Genomic DNA, 15,452 nt, shown 5'->3' with positions numbered 1-15,452 from the left:
TGCTTGTTTCCAGCGCTCAGGCGGGGGGTGGACGTCGCACGACCATGTCCCCCGCAAGGAACTCGATCATGCCCGCAATTTCCATTTCCGACAGGGCGGCCAGGACTGCTGCTGTCGAGAACTGGCAGCGCCGTACGAGATCGTCAACAGGAGATGGTGTGAAAGATAGAAAACCCTCTATCATTTCATGAATGTCCCCTCCATCCCCGACGGGCGGCAAAGGGGTGGGGGATAAGCCCGCTGGTGCTTCTTCCTGCCCCTGGTCCCGATACGGGAGCGTATCATGGCGGGGTGGGGGGGCATTGTACGCAAAAAGACCGGTTTCTTCCATTGTTTCAGGGAGTTCGCGCAGGATATCGCGTTCGTTTTCCGTCAGTACCGCGCCCTGTCGTAGCAGGTCGTTGCTGCCATGGCAGCGCGGATCAAGCGGGGAGCCGGGCACGGCGAAGACGGTCCGGTCGTATTCCAGCGCCATGCGCGCGGTGATCAGGCTGCCCGAACGCAGTGCTGCCTCGATCACCACGCAGCCCAGCCCCAGCCCTGCGATCAGCCGGTTGCGACGCGGGAAATGCCGGGCCTGCGGCATGGTGCCCAGGGGCGCCTCGGTCACGACGGCACCCGTGCGGGCGATCCGGGCCTGCAAGTCGGCATGTTCGGGCGGATAGGGACAGTCCAGCCCGCCGGCAATGGCTGCGACCGTGCGCCCGGTGGTCATGGCGCCAAGATGGGCGGCGGCATCAATTCCGCGTGCAAGTCCCGACACGGTATCGATCCCCGCGGCGGCCAGCAGGGCGGACAGGCTTTCGGCCATGCGGATCCCGCCCGCCGATGCATTGCGTCCGCCCACGATCCCCACCATGCGGGCCGAAAGCAGGGCGGGATCGCCCAGCACGGCCAGCACCGGCGGTGCATCATGCAAGGCCGCCATCAGGGGCGGGTAGCCGGGCTGACCATGCAGCAGGAACTGGCCGCCCATGGCGTGCAGGCGCTCGATCTCGCGCAGCGCGTCATCGCGGCTGCAGGCATGGCCGATGCCGCGGCTGGAACCGGTGCCGCGCTCAAGCATGTCCAGGGCTGCCTGCACGCTGCCATGCGTGCGCAGAAGGCGGCGGTAGGTGACCGGGCCGATGCCGTCCGTCCGGGCCAGCCGCAGGCAGGCCAGCAGCGTTGCGGCATCGGGCGCGGTCATGTGCCTTTCTGGCCGATCCGGGGTTCGGTTCCCTTCAGGAGCCGGGTGATGTTGGCATGATGGCGGCACAGGATCATCACCGCGATCAGGCAGCCCGCCAGATAGGCGGGGGAGGAAAAGTCGATCCGTCCCGGCCGGATCATGAGCAGCGGGAGTGCGGCAAAGGCCACGATGGCCCCGGCCGAGGAGATGCGCGTGACCTTGGCAAAGATCAGCCACAGGGCGCAGCAGCACAGCCCCACGCCGGGCATGAGCGCCAGCACACAGCCCAGGCCCGTGGCCACACCCTTGCCGCCCCTGAATTTGAGCCAGACCGGAAAGCAGTGTCCCGCCACGGCAAAGATGGCGGCCAGGGATTCAGCGGCCAGCGTGTGGAACGGGCACAGCACGAAGGCGCAGAACACGGCAAACGCGCCCTTGGTGCCATCCAGCGCCAGCGTGCCCGCCGCAAGCCCCCTGCGCCCGGTGCGCAGCACGTTGGTTGCCCCGATATTGCCCGAGCCGATCTTGCGGATATCCCCCCCGCCCGAGAGCGCGGTCAGTACCAGCCCGAAGGGAATGCTGCCGATCAGGTAGGACAGGAACGCCACCCCGGCCATGAGTGGCAGGTCATAGGTCGGTATGCCGTATATCATGCGGCCTGCGCCCCGAATACACGGCGGCCCTTCTTCCACGTACCCATCACGCGGCCTTCCAGCGCGCGGCCGTCAAACGGGGTGTTCTGCGCCTTGCCCGGCAGTTCACCTGCACGCACGATCCAGCCGGTATCAGGATTGAACAGGCACAGGTCAGCGGGCATGCCGGCAGCCAGCGTGCCTGTCGTGCTGCCCAGCACGCGGGCCGGGCGGTGGGTCAGCAGTCCGATTGCCGCATTCATGTCCAGATTGCCCGCATGGACCTGCGCCAGCGTTACCGCCAGCAGCGTGCACAGCCCCGTGCCACCTGCCGCCGCCACGGCAAAGGGCTGGCGTTTGTCATCGGCATCGCACGGCATGTGGTCGGACGCCACGGCATCGATCGTGCCATCGGCCAGCCCCGCGCAGATGGCGCGGCGGTCGGCTTCCGCCCGCAGCGGGGGGGAAAGCTTGGCATAGGTCCGGAAATCACCGATCACGGTCTCGTTCAGGTCGAAATATGGTGGTGCCGTATCGCAGGTGACCTGCAGCCCGTCGGCCTTGGCCGCGCGGATCAGGTCCAGCCCTTCCGCAGTGGAGACATGGCCGAAATGCAGCCGACCGCCCGTCATGCGCGCAAGCCGCAGGTCGCGCGCGATCAGGATGGCCTCGGCCGCCGCCGGTATGCCCGGCAGGCCCAGGCGCGTGGCCAGTTCGCCATCGGTGGCACAGCCCCCGCGTGCCAGTGACGGGTCCTCGGGGTGCTGGACGATCAGCGCGCCGAAGCCTTTGGCATAGGTCAGCATCTGGCGCATGGTGCGGCTGTCGGCAATGGCGTGGGGGCCGTCGGTAAAGGCAATGGCGCCGGCTTCGGCCAGCAGCCCGATTTCCGCCATTTCCCTGCCCGCGCATTCGCGTGTCAGCGCGCCATAGGGCAGGATGTCGATCATGCCCGTTTCCTCGCCACGCGCGCGCAGCAGGCGGGCCAGGGCCGGGTTGTCTATGGTGGGGCTGGTATTGGGCAGCACCGCAATGGTGGTGATGCCACCGGCCACCGCCGCCTTTGCCGCGGACAGCACCGTCTCGCGGTATTCAAAACCGGGTTCGCCAATCGTGACCCGCATGTCCACCAGGCCGGGGCACAGGACAAGCTGGCCACCACCGTCAATAACCTCGGCCCCCTCCGGCGCGCCTTCGGCCTGTGGCAGGTCGGTGCCCGCGATCACGCCGTCGTGCACCAGCAGGCGACCGGGGCGGTCCATGGCGCTGGCGGGGTCGATCAGGCGGACGTTTTCAAACAGGACCGGCTTCATGCGCCTTCTCCCCCGCGTGCGAGGATGTCCAGAACCGCCATGCGCACGGCAACCCCCATTTCCACCTGTTCGCGAATCACGCTCTGGTCGGAATCGGCAACCCGGCTGTCAATTTCCACGCCCCGGTTCATCGGGCCGGGATGCATGACCAGCGCATGCGGCTTCGCCAGCGCAAGGCGCCTGCTGTCCAGTCCGTAGAAACGGAAATACTCACGCGCGCTGGGCACCTGCGTGCCCTTCATGCGCTCACGCTGCACGCGCAGCATCATGACCACGTCAACCCCGCGCAGCCCGTCTTCCATCGTGTGGTGGATGCTGACCCCCAGCGCCCCGATGGCGCCGGGCACCAGTGTCGGCGGCCCCACCACACGCACCTGACAGCCCATGGCGGTCAGCAGGTGGATGTTGGACCGGGCGACACGGCTGTGGCTCACGTCACCGCATATGGCCACGGTCAGCCCCTCGAACACGCCGAAGTGCCGGCGGATGGTCAGCGCGTCCAGCAGCGCCTGTGTCGGGTGTTCGTGCGTGCCGTCGCCGGCGTTGACCACGCTGGCCTGCACCTTCTGCGCCAGCAGGGCGGGGGCGCCGGACTGTGAATGACGGACCACCAGCAGGTCGGTATGCATGGCGTTGAGTGTTGCCGCCGTATCCAGCAGCGTCTCCCCCTTGTTGACCGAGGAACTGGCGACCGTCATGTTCACCACATCCGCGCCAAGCCGCTTGCCCGCCAGTTCGAACGAGGTACGCGTGCGCGTGCTGTCCTCGAAGAACAGGTTGATCAGCGTACGCCCGCGCAGCAGGTCGCGCGGTGTCTTGCGGGAGCGGTTGAGCAGGGCGTAGTGCTCCGCCAGATCCAGGATGGGCGTGATCCGGGCGGGATGCATGCCCTGCACGCCCAGCAGGTGCCGTGCCGTGCGGGTCAGGAAGACATTGCTGCCGTGGCTGCCGCGCTCACTCATGGGCGGCAACCGCGTTGATGCGGGCCAGTACCTCGTCACGGCCAAGGGCCGCCAGCGTGTCGTCAATGCCGGGCGACATGGTGCTGCCGGTCACGGCGGCGCGCAGGGGCTGCGCCACCTTGCCCAGCTTCATTTCATGCGTTTCGGCAAACTGGCGCAGGGTGGCGTCTATGCCTTCTTGTGCAAAAGGTTCGGTCGCCTTCAGGGCTGCGGCCAGCCTGCCCAGCATCACCCGGTTTTCCGGTGTGAGCTGCTTTTCGGCCTTGGGGTCGAATGCAAGCGGCAGCGAACGGCCAAGGAAGGCGGCGTTGTCCGCCAGTTCCACCAGCGTCTTGGCGCGTTCCTTCAGGCCGGGCATAAGCGCCAGCACTTTTGCGCGCGTGGCATCCGATGTATCCACGCCGTCCATTTTCGCAAGGCGTTCCATCACGTCATTGGTCAGGCGCACGTCATCGGCCTGCCGCAGCCAGACGCCGTTTATGTGCAGCAGCTTGGCGTAATCCATGCGTGAGGGCGAGCGGCCTACGCCATCAAGGTCGAACAGCCTGATCTGTTCCTCACGCGACAGGATCTCGGCATCGCCATGGCCCCAGCCAAGGCGCAGCAGGTAGTTGTTCAGCGCTTCGGGCAGGTAGCCCATGTCACGGAATTCGACCACCGACTGCGCCCCGTGCCGCTTGGACAGCTTGGCGCCATCCGGCCCGTGGATCAGCGGCAGGTGGGCGAAATGCGGCAGGTTCCAGCCCATGGCGCGGTAGATCATGGCCTGGCGGAACGTGTTGGTCAGGTGGTCATCGCCACGGATCACGTGGGTGATGTCCATGTCATGGTCATCCACCACCACGGCCAGCTGGTAGACCGGCGTGCCGTCCGCGCGCAGGATGATCATGTCATCCAGTTCGGCATTGGCCACGCGCACGTCACCCTGCACCAGGTCGTGGATTATGGTCTCGCCCTCACGCGGGGCCTTGATGCGGATGGTGTAGGGGGTGTTGGCGGGGGCTTCGGACGGGTCGCGGTCGCGCCACATGCCGTTGTAGCGGGGGGGACGGCCCTCGGCCATCGCGGTCTCGCGCATTTCCTTCAGTTCATCGGCCGTGCAGTAGCAGCGGTAGGCCAGCCCCTTTTCCAGCAGGCTGTGCGCCACCTCGGTATGGCGGGCCTGGCGGGTGGACTGGAAGACCGGCTTCTCATCGGATTCGATGCCCATCCAGGCCAGGCCGTCAAACAGTACATCGACCGCTTTCTGGGTCGAACGTTCACGGTCTGTATCCTCGATGCGGAGCAGGAACTGACCGCCATGGTGGCGGGCATAGAGGAAATTGAAAAGGGCGGCACGGGCGTTGCCGATATGCAGCAGGCCGGTGGGGCTGGGTGCGAAACGCGTACGGACTGTCATGAGCCGGCTCCTTAGCATGTTTTCGCCCTGCTGACAGGGGGCTGTCTGGCGTGCGGGCCATCTCGGCCGTTAGGGTATGCATTCCGGCCACGCATGGGCACGCCCCCCTCTGGCCTGCATGGATCATTATGGAGGATTTTCCCTCGCGCCAGCATATCGCCCGCCTTGCCGCCGCATTGTCGCGCATCGGTAAACCGGTGGCCGCATGGCTGTGGGGGCAGCATGCCCGCTTTGCCGTATGGCTGCCGGTCCTGCTGGCGGCGGGCATCGTCGCGTATTTCGCCCTGCCGTGGGAGCCGGGTGGCATGGATGCCGCAGCCATGGGCATGGTGGTGGCGGCCTGCGTGGTGGCGCGGCTGCTGTGGGGGAACGTCCTGTCCGTGCGCATGGGGTGCGGCGTGGTGGGTGGCTGTGCCGCGGGGCTGCTGCTGGCATGGGGGCAGGCACACCGCATGCCGCCTTTCCCCGATCTGCCACGCCGGGCGGTTCACCTGTCCGGCCGCGTTGCGGGCGTGGACGGACAGACCCTGCGCGATGGGACACAGGTGCAGCGCATGGCACTGGCGGATGTGCGGTTTCTTGATGGCATCAATATCGGCATGACCCCGCTGCGCCGACAGATCAGGTTGCGCCTTCGTCCCGATGATCCGGCGATTCCGGTTGCGGGTGACGCGCTGTCGGCCCGTGTCCTGCTGGCACCGCCCGCCTTTCCCGCCATACCGGGCGGGTATGATGCCCAGCGCCGCGCATGGTTTGACGGATTGGCCGGGCAAGGTCGCGCGCTGGATGGCGTGACATGCGTGCATGACCGGCGTCTGCCGGGCATGCAGGCGTGGCTGGACGGCCTGCGCCAGAAGCTGGAGCAGCGGATTCGCGCAGCTCTTCCCGGCCCCTCCGGCACGATTGCCGCGACCGTGCTGGCGGGGTCGGACGGCGCGGTTGACGCGGGCGTTCGCGAATCCTTTGCCGATGCGGGGCTGGCCCATCTGCTGGCCGTGGCGGGGCTGCACCTTGCCATTGTCATGGGGCTGGTCATGGCGGTGCTCCGCATGGGGCTGGCGCTGTCCGAGCGTGCGGCGCTGTTCTGGCCATGCCGCCAGATTGCCGCACTGGGTGCGCTGCTGACGGGTGCAGGCTACGTGCTGCTGACGGGCGCGCACCTGCCGGCACGGCGCAGCCTGATCATGGCGGGGCTGGCGGTGGTGGCGCTGCTTGCGGGCAGGCGGCCATTTTCCATGCGCGCGCTGGCGGTAGCGGCCGCCATTCTGATGGCGCTTGCCCCGGAACAGGTGACCGAACTGCCACTGCAGATGTCGATGGCCGCTGTCATGGCGCTGATTGCCGGATTCGACGCCCTGCGGCCCGTCCTGTCCGCATGGGCGCATGACGTGGCCTGGTGGCGGCGCATGGCCGGGCGTGCGGGCCGCCCCCTGCTGGCCAGCGTGCTGGCGGGCGGCGCGTGCATACCCGTGGGCATGGCGCATTTCGGTACGGTGCAGCCGTGGTTCGTGCTGGCCAACCTGCTGGCGGTGCCACTCATGTCGGTCTGGATCATGCCGTGGGGACTGGCATCGCTGCTGCTCATGCCGCTGGGGGCGGAAAAACTGGCGCTGGTGCCCATGGGGTGGGGTATTGATGTGGTGGCATGGCTGGCGCGGCTGGTGGCGGGCCTGCCGGTCGCGCGCATCGGGGTGCCCGCCATGGGCGGTGCCGGGCTGGTGCTGTTCTTTGCCGGGCTGTGCTGGCTGTGCCTGTGGGCGGGGCGGGTCCGGCTGCTGGGTGTCGTGCCGGTTGTGCTGGCGCTGTCGTCACCCTGGATGGGGCGGATGCCGGTCGTGCTGGTGTCACCCGATGCGCGCATGGTGGGGGTGGTGACCGGCGGCCGGGTGCTGACCGGGCCGGGCGGGCATCCCGATCCCTTCATTTTGCGGGAATGGCAACGGGTGACCGGCCTGCCTGCGGGCGTGCTGCCGGAAGATGGCATGCTAGCCAGCGTGGCATGCCAGCGCGGGGTCTGCCGCGTGGCGGGGCAGGGGGGTGATATCGTGCTGCTGCTGGGGGCGCGATTGCCCGATGCGGCGCTGTGCCTGGGGGCGGAGGTTGTGGTGAACCTGCACGGGCAGGCAGGCTGCCCGGGTGCTGACAGGATCGGACGCTTCGATGTATGGCGCGAGGGAGCCCATGCCCTCTACCCCCGTGCGGGGGGCGGGGTGGTGGTGACGCGCGACCGTGCGGCGCGTGGCGCGCGGCCATGGGTCATGCGGCCCGGCGGGGCAGGCATGCCCAACCTGCCGATGGCGCGGGCGGAATAGGGTTCAGCCTGCAGGCGCTTCGGCGCGGATGTCGGCTTTCAGGCGGTACTGGCAGGGATCAAAGGCGGGGCAGCGCCAGCATTCGGGCTTGCGGGCCTTGCAGATGTAGCGCCCGTGCAGGATCAGCCAGTGATGGGCGGGGCGCAGCATGTCGGCGGGAATGCGGCGCACAAGCTGGTCCTCCACCGCGCGCACGGTTGCCCCCGGCGCCAGACCCGTGCGGTTGCCGATGCGGAAGATATGGGTATCGACCGCCATGGTGCTGTCACCAAAGGCGACATTCATCACGACGTTTGCCGTCTTGCGGCCCACGCCGGGCAGGGATTCCAGCGCCGTGCGGTCATAGGGCACCCTGCCGTCAAAACGGTCGATCAGCTGGCGCGAGAGCGCGACCACATTGCGTGCCTTGGTCCGCCACAGCCCGATGGTGCGGATGTGATCTCCCACCTTTTCCTCCCCCAGTTCGACCATGGCCTGCGGGGTGGGGGCATCACGGAACAGTGCTACGGTCGCCTTGTTGACCGAGGCATCGGTTGCCTGCGCGGACAGTACCACGGCGACCAGCAGCGTATAGTCATCAACAAAGTCGAGTTCGCTGCGCGCATCGGGGTTGGCGGTGGCCAGCAGGCTGACGAAGGCACGGACTTCCGCCAGCGTCATGGCGCGGCGTGCGGGTTTGTGGGGGCGGGCGGGGGTTTTCATGGGCTACTCGCTGCGGGTGGATGCGCGCTGCATTGTGCGGCGTGGGGGTGGTCCGTGTAAATCACCCGCCGGGGCATTCCCGTTCCGGATCACCGGCCTTGCATGCGGAGCAGGCGAAGGGTAGTCGTTCCAGCCCCGTGCGGCCCCGCCCTCATTCGTGGCCGGTTGCATGGTTTTCCTGCATCATGGCGCGTTGGCAATGGCATCCTTTTTCTCCCGCCCGGCATCGGGGCGACATGAATTTTCCGCCGTTCTGGGGTTTGTATGGCGTCGCTGGCGGGCCCAGCCCGCCTTTCTGGCGTGGACGCTGGCGGGCATTGCCGTGGCCACGGTTGCGGATGTGACGATGCCGCTGCTGGCGGGCTGGCTGGTGGATGACGTTTCCCGTCCCGCCACCACGGCTGGCGTGCGTGGCGCAATGTGGGACGTGGCGGGGCTGACGGGACTGGGCATGGCTGGCATCGTGGCCCGGCGCACGGCCTATGTTGCCATCTCGCACATGACATCCCGCGTCATGACCGGCATCGTGACGGAGGCGTTTGCCCGCGTGCAGCGCTTTTCCAGCGAATGGCATGCCAGCAATTTCGCGGGCTCCACCGTACGGCGGATCACGCGGGGCATGGGGGCGGTCGATACATTGGGTGATACCGTGCTGCTGATGCTGGTGCCCGAGGGGATCGTGCTGTGCGCCACCACTGCGGTACTGGCCGTTCACTGGCCGTTGATGGGGGTGGTGCTGGCCGTGGGGTCCGTGGCGCTGGTCTGCCTGTCGGTCGTGCTGACCCTGCGTTACGTCGCCCCGTCCGCCCGGCTGGCCAATGCATGGGATACCCGCATGGGGGCCACCCTGTCCGATGCCGTGACATGCAATGCCGTGGTCAAGGCCAGCGGGGCCGAAGCGCGGGAGGACGCGCGGCTGGCATGGGTGGCGGGACGGTGGCGGCGGCGCATGGTGCGTTCATGGCTGCGCGGCACCAACAGCGCCAACCTGCAGAACCTTGCGGCCCTGTTCATGCGCATGGCGCTGATCGCGGGTGTGGCGCTGCTGTGGATGCGGGGCCGCGCGGGACCGGGGGATGTGGCCTATGTGCTGACGATGATGTTCGTGATCCAGGGCTACCTGCGCGATATCGGGCAGCAGATTTCGGTCGTGCAGCGTTCGGTCAACGAAATGGAGGAACTGGTCAGCCTGTTCAGCATGCGCTCCGCCGTGACGGACCAGCCCGGCGCGGGCAGCCTGCGGGTGACACGGGGGCATATCCGCTTCAGTCACGTGCGCTTCGGGTATGTGCGCCAGCACGGGCGCGTGCTATTCGATGACCTGAACCTTGATATCGCGCCGGGCAGCAGGGTGGCGCTTGTCGGCCCGTCAGGTTCGGGCAAGACCACGCTGACGCGGCTGCTGCAGCGGCTTTATGATGTGCAGGCAGGGTGCATCACCATCGATGGCACCGACATCACGACAGTCACGCAGGCCAGCCTGCGTGCGCAGATCGCCATCGTGCCGCAGGAGCCGCTGCTGTTCCATCGGTCCCTTGCGAAAAACATTGCCTATGGCCGCCCCGACGCCACGATGGCGGAAATTGCTCATGCCGCCCGGCAGGCCAATGCGGCGGACTTCATCAACCGCCTGCCGCGTGGCTACGCTACCATGGTGGGGGAACGTGGGGTCAAGCTTTCGGGCGGGGAGCGGCAGCGCATCGCCATTGCGCGCGCGTTCCTGAGCCATGCGCGCATCGTGATCATGGATGAGGCGACCTCCAGCCTCGATTCCCGTTCCGAAATGCTGGTGCAGGAAGCTATGGAGCGGCTGATGGCGGGGCGCACCGTGCTGGTCATCGCCCACCGGCTTTCCACCGTCATGGGGCTGGACCGGATCATCGTGTTCCGCCATGGCCAGGTGTGCGAGGATGGCACCCATGCCGCCCTGATGGCACGCGAAGGGGGACTGTATCGCGGGCTGTTCGAACTGCAGTCCCTGTAGCAAAGGGTTTTTGGTCAAGCTTTTTACAAAAAGCTTGATAAGAATGCCGCCTTTTTTAAAAAAGGCGGCACCCGGAAACTTCCATTATTTTTTCAACAGTTTACCAGATCAGCCCGGCAGCATGGATCCAAGCGCACGCCCACCAAACAGGTGTACATGGAAATGTGGCACTTCCTGCCCGCCCTCGGCCCCGGTGTTGGAGACGAGCCGGTAACCCGGCGCCTCCAGCCCCAGGTCACGCGCAACCGTGCCCACGGCACGGATGAAGCCCGTGATTTCCGCCTCACTCGCCTTGGCGCTGAAATCGGCAAAGGAGACATAGGCTCCCTTCGGGATCACCAGCACATGCACCGGGGCCCTGGGGGCAATGTCGTGGAAGGCGAGGGCGTATGTGTCCTCATATACCTTCTTGCACGGCACTTCGCCGCGCAGGATGCGGGCAAAGATGTTCTGCGGGTCGTATGGACCAATGCCGCTTACGGCCATGGGTGTTCTCCTGTCGGCGGTGGTGGGGTCAGGCCAGCGGGTCGCGCGGGCGGGCAGCTTTTTCGGCAACACCGCTGGTGCCTTCGCGCCGGAGCAGTTCGGCCCAGACCTCGGCCGGTTTCACACCTGCATCCACCCACATTACGATCAGGTGGTAGAGTACGTCCGCACTTTCGCTGACCAGTTCGTCGCGGTTGCCGGCGACTGCCTCGATCAGGCATTCCACGGCTTCCTCACCGAATTTCTGCGCGATCTTGCGCCGCCCGCGTGCCAGAAGCCGGGCGGAATGACTGATGGCCGGATCGGTGCCGCGACGGGATTCCACAACCGCGAACAGCCGGTCCAGCACATCGGGGGTGGCGGGGCCCACGGCCTCGGGCTTCGGGGGAGTGGCGGACTTGGCCGGGGCGTTCTTGCGGGATTTTTCTGTCTTGGCCATGACAAGGCTCCGATAGGCTCGAATGAAGGGATCAGTCCGTCTGCCGGACCGGCAGGCCGGCTGCCGCCAGCGCCTGCTTGACCTGTGGAATGGTGAACTGGCCAAAGTGGAACACGCTTGCGGCCAGCAGGCCGGTCGCCCCCGCCCGCGCGCCTTCGACAAAGTGCTCAAGCTCGCCCACCCCGCCCGAGGCCACGATGGGAATGCGCACCGCGGCATTTGCCGCGCGCAGCAGGTCCAGGTCAAAACCCTTGCCCGTGCCGTCACGGTCCATGCTGGTCAGCAGGATTTCGCCCGCACCCCGCTCGGCCACTTCCCGGCACCAGTCTATCACGTTGCGCCCGGTGGGGGTGCGCCCGCCATGGGTATAGACTTCCCACCCGCCATGGCCGTCGCTGCGGGCGTCAATGGCCACGACCACGCACTGGCTGCCGAATTTCTGCGCGGCCTCACTGACCAGTTCGGGCCGCGAGACGGCGGCCGAGTTCATGGCGCATTTATCGGCACCCGCCAGCAGCAGGCGGCGCATGTCATCGGTGGTGCGCACGCCACCACCCACCGTAAGCGGCAGGAAGATGCGTTCCGCCGTGCGGCTGACCACATCAAGGATGGTATCACGGTTTTCGTTGCTGGCGGTGATGTCGAGGAAGGTCAGTTCATCCGCCCCCGCCGCATCGTACACGGCGGCCTGTTCCACCGGGTCGCCCGCATCGCGCAGCGAGACGAAGTTCACACCCTTGACCACCCGGCCATTCTTCACGTCCAGGCAGGGGATGACGCGCAGCTTCAGCATCAGCCCAGAACCCGCAGCGCATCACCCAGGTCGATGCGCCCGTCATACAGCGCGCGGCCCACGATCACGCCCTCGATTCCCGGCGCCTGTGCCGTGGCCGCGCGCAGGGCTTCCAGATGGCCAAGGTTGCCCACGCCCCCGCTGGCAATGACCGGGATGGACAGCGCGTTGGCCATGTCGGATGTCTGTTCGATATCGATGCCTGTCAGCATGCCGTCGCGGCTGATCTCGGTAAAGATGACGGCGGCCACACCGGCATCCTGCATGCGCAGGCCCAGTTCCACGGCCTTCATCTCCGATGTCTCGGCCCAGCCCTCGGTTGCGACCTGGCCGCTGCGGGCATCGATTCCCGCCACGATCCGGCCGGGGAACAGGCGGCAGGCTTCACGCACCAGTTCGGGGTTCTTGACCGCGATGGACCCCAGGATGACACGGCTGATCCCGGCATTGAGCCATTTGCCGATGCTTTCGAGGTCACGCAGGCCACCGCCCAGCTGCACCGGCACGGAGGCATTGGCGATGATCGCCTCGATCGCCTCGGTATTGGCGGAACGCCCGGCAAAGGCGCCGTTGAGGTCAACCACATGCAGCCAGCTGCATCCGGCGTGGATCCACGCCCGCGCCTGCGCACCGGGATCATCGGAATAGATTGTGGCGTTGTCCATCTCGCCCCGGCGCAGGCGCACGCAGTGGCCGTCCTTGAGGTCAATGGCGGGATAGAGTGTCAGGCTGTGTCCGGTCACGGGGGCATGTCCTGCTGCAGGAATGGGGGTTGCGGCATCCTGCGGGTGGGCGGGTACGATCCGCTCGTCCGCCTGCAGGCGCTTGGTGAAGAACAGGCCACGCACGGTACGGCCGTCCGTGCGGGCATAGCTGGGGTGGGTGCCCCAGTGGTGGAATCCGCTGCTGCGGAACAGCCGCACGGCTTCCGCCTGGGTTTCACGCACATCGAGGTTGATGATCTGGTAGCCCATGCTGCGCGCGCAGTTTTCCACTTCGGTCAGCAGCAGGCGGCCCAGCCCCAGCCCGCGCGCATAGGGTGCGATGTAGAAGTGCATGAGTGTCGCACTCATCGCCTGCGCTTCGTTATTGCGCGGGGGGCGGACAAGCTGGGCGGAACCCACGATCATGTCATCGAGGCGCGCCACGAACATCTGGCGTTCGGGCACCAGCAGCACGCCGCGGAAGTAGCGTTCCAGCGTCTCACGCGGGGGCGGGGCCAGCCAGCCGAAGCCGCCGCCGTCCAGGATGGCGGCGTTTGTGGCGTCACACAGGGCATGCAGGTCGTCCTCATGCATCGCCTGCAGGCGTTCGGCCAGAAGAACCGCCGTAGGAATGCCGGGGCGTGTCATGATCTGCCGGCCGACAGGGGGGCTGGTGTCCAGCGCAGGAAGTTGGACAGGATGCGCAGGCCCACCTTCTGGCTTTTTTCCACATGGAACTGCGTGCCCGCGCGGTTGCCGCGCGCCACGATGGCGGGGACCGTGCCACCGTAATCGGTCGTGGCCACCATGTCGGCCGCGTCATATCCCCCCAGTGCAAAGGAGTGGACGAAGTAGCCGTGGGCATCTGCGTCCAGCCCGTCCGTCAGCGGATGGGCGCCGGGGGTGAAGGCAAGCTGGTTCCACCCCATCTGCGGCAGGCGCAGGCCGGGGGCGTCCATCAGTGTGATTTCCCCCGCGATCCAGCCAAAGCCGGCGGTCACGCCATGCTCGCGCCCACGTTCGGCCATAAGCTGCATGCCAACGCATATGCCCAGGAAGGGGGTGCCTTCATCCGTGGCCTCCACAATGGCGTCGCGCAGGCCGGGCCGGGCGGCAAGTCCCGCAGCACAGTCGGCAAAGGCGCCCTGGCCGGGCAGCACGATCCGGTCGGCGTCGCGCACCGCCTGCGGGTCAGCCGTTATGGTGACGGTGGCGGCAATGCCACCATCGTGCGCCGCCCGGGTCAGGGCGCGGGCGGCGGAGGCAAGGTTGCCGCCATTATAGTCGATCACCACGATGGATTGCGTAGAAGAAGGCGCGGGCATGGGATGCCTCATGATACAGAAGAAAGGGAACGGGACCGGTCATGGTCCATCCAGCGCAGCAGGGCGCCCTTCGGGTCCGTTGCATAAACGCCGGATGCCGGCCGGTAGCCGCGCAGCCGCAGCTCCCACTCTCGCAGTTGCGGCGCGTTCAGCGCCAGGAACAGGTGCCCCCCGGCCAGAACCGGCAGGGCAACGGAGAGCGGCAGCACATGGCGCAGCAGGATGCAGCACCCCCCAGCCAGCAGCCCGCTGACCGGACAGCCCCGCAGCAACAGCCCCAGCCACCCGCATGCCAGCACCAGCCACGACATGCGGCAGGCGACCATGACCGGCCATCCGGCAGGTCCATCGGCCTGCCCGTGCCTAGGTGGCAGCAGGGCGGAATAGAAGGTCACAGGCTGCCCTTGGTGGAGGGGATGATGCCGCCCGCGCGGGGGTCGGGCTCGCTGGCGGCGCGCAGGGCGCGGGCCAGCGCCTTGAAGCCGGCTTCGGCAATATGGTGGCAGTTATGCCCCGCGCGCTGGATCACGTGCAGGGTGACAAGGGCGCTCATGGCAAAGGCACGGAAGAATTCCTCGAACAGTTCCGTGTCCATCTCCCCGATCTTGTCACGCCCGAACGTGACCGACCAGGCCAGGAAAGGACGGCCGGAGATGTCGACCACGGCTTCGCACAGCGCCTCGTCCAGCGGCACGGTGGCGCTGCCGTAGCGGCGGATGCCCCGCTTGTCGCCAATGGCCTGTGCAAAGGCCTTGCCCAGGGCGATTCCGGTATCCTCCACCGTATGGTGGTAGTCGATATGCAGGTCGCCCCTGGCCGTAACCGTCAGGTCGCACATGCTGTGGCGGCCGAGCGCGGTCAGCATATGGTCAAAAAAACCGATGCCGGTATCGATGCGGGTCTGGCCCGTGCCATCAAGGTTGATGGTGACGGTAATGTCGGTCTCGCTGGTGGCGCGGTGGACCGTGGCTGTGCGCGGGGTATTCATGTTCCCCCTTCTATAGAAGCCGGAAGCCGGAATCCATACCGATCCCGCGCCCCGGCATTGTGCATGGCCGGGTGGATATTGGCATGACGTGGCATCTGCTGCATGGTGGCGTGCCATTGCTCGCGCCGTGCAGGCTCCGACTGTCAGCGGGCAGCCGCCATAACCGATCAAGGGCACGACCATATGACATCGCTCGACCTTCTGCTGTCACGGTTTTCCACCGATGCTCTGGCTGAACCCGC

16 protein-coding genes (1 of these 16 only partly in view) are annotated in these 15,452 nt (G+C 66.9%); 3 read left to right on the top strand and 13 right to left on the bottom strand.

Annotation, left to right across the window (positions count from 1 at the left end):
- Positions 1-16: 16 nt before the first annotated feature.
- From dprA to gltX, 5 genes are read right to left on the bottom strand one after another with little or no spacing between them, the layout of a single operon-like run.
- Positions 17-1,189 (bottom strand): DNA-processing protein DprA, encoded by a 1,173-nt coding sequence (dprA, locus tag LDL32_RS09365; RefSeq protein WP_233066203.1) that lies wholly within the window; start codon positions 1,187-1,189, stop codon positions 17-19.
- A complete protein-coding gene (gene plsY / locus LDL32_RS09360; protein ID WP_233066200.1) occupies positions 1,186-1,824 on the bottom strand; it encodes a glycerol-3-phosphate 1-O-acyltransferase PlsY in 639 nt (212 codons plus the stop codon). The genes dprA and plsY overlap by 4 nt, the downstream gene beginning before the upstream one ends.
- The gene (locus LDL32_RS09355; protein WP_233066198.1) at positions 1,821-3,116 is read right to left on the bottom strand and encodes a dihydroorotase family protein; all 1,296 of its coding nucleotides are present in this window, start codon (positions 3,114-3,116) and stop codon (positions 1,821-1,823) included. The genes plsY and LDL32_RS09355 overlap by 4 nt, the downstream gene beginning before the upstream one ends.
- The gene (locus tag LDL32_RS09350; RefSeq protein WP_233066196.1) at positions 3,113-4,078 is read right to left on the bottom strand and encodes an aspartate carbamoyltransferase catalytic subunit; all 966 of its coding nucleotides are present in this window, start codon (positions 4,076-4,078) and stop codon (positions 3,113-3,115) included. Before LDL32_RS09350 ends, LDL32_RS09355 begins: the two co-directional genes overlap by 4 nt.
- Positions 4,071-5,477, bottom strand: a complete 1,407-nt coding sequence (gene gltX, locus LDL32_RS09345; RefSeq protein WP_233066194.1) for a glutamate--tRNA ligase — start codon at positions 5,475-5,477, stop codon at positions 4,071-4,073. The genes LDL32_RS09350 and gltX overlap by 8 nt, the downstream gene beginning before the upstream one ends.
- A gap of 128 nt (positions 5,478-5,605) precedes the next feature.
- Here gltX and LDL32_RS09340 point away from each other — a divergent pair, with 128 nt between their 5' ends.
- Complete coding sequence (locus tag LDL32_RS09340) at positions 5,606-7,789, top strand: ComEC/Rec2 family competence protein (RefSeq protein ID WP_233066192.1); 2,184 nt, start codon at positions 5,606-5,608, stop codon at positions 7,787-7,789.
- A 3-nt stretch (positions 7,790-7,792) separates the two neighbouring features.
- Here the strand turns inward: LDL32_RS09340 and nth are convergent, their stop codons facing one another.
- Entirely contained in the window at positions 7,793-8,491 is a 699-nt protein-coding gene (gene nth / locus LDL32_RS09335) for an endonuclease III (protein WP_233066190.1), read from the bottom strand.
- 199 nt (positions 8,492-8,690) lie between these two features.
- Between nth and LDL32_RS09330 the strand changes: the two genes are divergently transcribed.
- The gene (locus LDL32_RS09330; protein WP_233066188.1) at positions 8,691-10,475 is read left to right on the top strand and encodes an ABC transporter ATP-binding protein; all 1,785 of its coding nucleotides are present in this window, start codon (positions 8,691-8,693) and stop codon (positions 10,473-10,475) included.
- A gap of 108 nt (positions 10,476-10,583) precedes the next feature.
- On the opposite strand, the gene LDL32_RS09325 is transcribed toward LDL32_RS09330, so the two are convergent.
- Genes LDL32_RS09325 through hisB form a run of 7 tightly spaced genes read right to left on the bottom strand, consistent with a single transcriptional unit; the run spans position 10,584 to position 15,210 of the window.
- On the bottom strand, positions 10,584-10,961 hold the full coding sequence (locus LDL32_RS09325) for a histidine triad nucleotide-binding protein (protein WP_233068796.1): 378 nt from the start codon (positions 10,959-10,961) through the stop codon (positions 10,584-10,586).
- A gap of 28 nt (positions 10,962-10,989) precedes the next feature.
- The gene (locus tag LDL32_RS09320) at positions 10,990-11,400 is read right to left on the bottom strand and encodes a phosphoribosyl-ATP diphosphatase (protein ID WP_233066186.1); all 411 of its coding nucleotides are present in this window, start codon (positions 11,398-11,400) and stop codon (positions 10,990-10,992) included.
- Between the two features lie 31 nt (positions 11,401-11,431).
- Entirely contained in the window at positions 11,432-12,193 is a 762-nt protein-coding gene (gene hisF, locus LDL32_RS09315) for an imidazole glycerol phosphate synthase subunit HisF (protein ID WP_233066184.1), read from the bottom strand.
- Complete coding sequence (gene hisA / locus LDL32_RS09310; RefSeq protein WP_233066182.1) at positions 12,193-13,545, bottom strand: 1-(5-phosphoribosyl)-5-[(5-phosphoribosylamino)methylideneamino]imidazole-4-carboxamide isomerase; 1,353 nt, start codon at positions 13,543-13,545, stop codon at positions 12,193-12,195. The genes hisF and hisA overlap by 1 nt, the downstream gene beginning before the upstream one ends.
- On the bottom strand, positions 13,542-14,222 hold the full coding sequence (gene hisH, locus LDL32_RS09305) for an imidazole glycerol phosphate synthase subunit HisH (RefSeq protein WP_233066180.1): 681 nt from the start codon (positions 14,220-14,222) through the stop codon (positions 13,542-13,544). Before hisH ends, hisA begins: the two co-directional genes overlap by 4 nt.
- 8 nt (positions 14,223-14,230) lie before the next feature.
- The gene (locus tag LDL32_RS09300; protein ID WP_233066178.1) at positions 14,231-14,617 is read right to left on the bottom strand and encodes a hypothetical protein; all 387 of its coding nucleotides are present in this window, start codon (positions 14,615-14,617) and stop codon (positions 14,231-14,233) included.
- Complete coding sequence (hisB, locus tag LDL32_RS09295) at positions 14,614-15,210, bottom strand: imidazoleglycerol-phosphate dehydratase HisB (RefSeq protein ID WP_233066176.1); 597 nt, start codon at positions 15,208-15,210, stop codon at positions 14,614-14,616. The genes LDL32_RS09300 and hisB overlap by 4 nt, the downstream gene beginning before the upstream one ends.
- A 183-nt stretch (positions 15,211-15,393) precedes the next feature.
- On the opposite strand from hisB, the gene LDL32_RS09290 reads away from it, so the two are divergent.
- Positions 15,394-15,452 carry the 5' end (the start) of a nitroreductase gene (locus tag LDL32_RS09290; protein ID WP_233066173.1) on the top strand. The gene runs 529 nt beyond the window's last position, so the window shows 59 of its 588 coding nt (coding positions 1-59); its start codon is at positions 15,394-15,396; its stop codon lies beyond the right edge, outside the window.

This window comes from Komagataeibacter sp. FNDCF1 (genome assembly GCF_021295335.1).
Lineage (GTDB): Bacteria > Pseudomonadota > Alphaproteobacteria > Acetobacterales > Acetobacteraceae > Komagataeibacter.
Note: the sequence above shows the minus strand (reverse complement) of the source record. Positions and strands in the feature narration are given on the sequence as shown.

Coding starts and splice junctions, on each gene's coding strand:
- LDL32_RS09350 (WP_233066196.1), bottom strand. CDS start 4,078: ATGAGTGAGCGCGGCAGCCACGGCAGCAATGTCTTCCTGACCCGCACG.
- LDL32_RS09355 (WP_233066198.1), bottom strand. CDS start 3,116: ATGAAGCCGGTCCTGTTTGAAAACGTCCGCCTGATCGACCCCGCCAGC.
- LDL32_RS09320 (WP_233066186.1), bottom strand. CDS start 11,400: ATGGCCAAGACAGAAAAATCCCGCAAGAACGCCCCGGCCAAGTCCGCC.
- nth (WP_233066190.1), bottom strand. CDS start 8,491: ATGAAAACCCCCGCCCGCCCCCACAAACCCGCACGCCGCGCCATGACG.
- dprA (WP_233066203.1), bottom strand. CDS start 1,189: ATGACCGCGCCCGATGCCGCAACGCTGCTGGCCTGCCTGCGGCTGGCC.
- LDL32_RS09325 (WP_233068796.1), bottom strand. CDS start 10,961: ATGGCCGTAAGCGGCATTGGTCCATACGACCCGCAGAACATCTTTGCC.
- LDL32_RS09330 (WP_233066188.1), top strand. CDS start 8,691: ATGGCATCCTTTTTCTCCCGCCCGGCATCGGGGCGACATGAATTTTCC.
- hisB (WP_233066176.1), bottom strand. CDS start 15,210: ATGAATACCCCGCGCACAGCCACGGTCCACCGCGCCACCAGCGAGACC.
- plsY (WP_233066200.1), bottom strand. CDS start 1,824: ATGATATACGGCATACCGACCTATGACCTGCCACTCATGGCCGGGGTG.
- gltX (WP_233066194.1), bottom strand. CDS start 5,477: ATGACAGTCCGTACGCGTTTCGCACCCAGCCCCACCGGCCTGCTGCAT.
- hisF (WP_233066184.1), bottom strand. CDS start 12,193: ATGCTGAAGCTGCGCGTCATCCCCTGCCTGGACGTGAAGAATGGCCGG.
- LDL32_RS09340 (WP_233066192.1), top strand. CDS start 5,606: ATGGAGGATTTTCCCTCGCGCCAGCATATCGCCCGCCTTGCCGCCGCA.
- hisA (WP_233066182.1), bottom strand. CDS start 13,545: ATGACACGCCCCGGCATTCCTACGGCGGTTCTTCTGGCCGAACGCCTG.
- hisH (WP_233066180.1), bottom strand. CDS start 14,222: ATGCCCGCGCCTTCTTCTACGCAATCCATCGTGGTGATCGACTATAAT.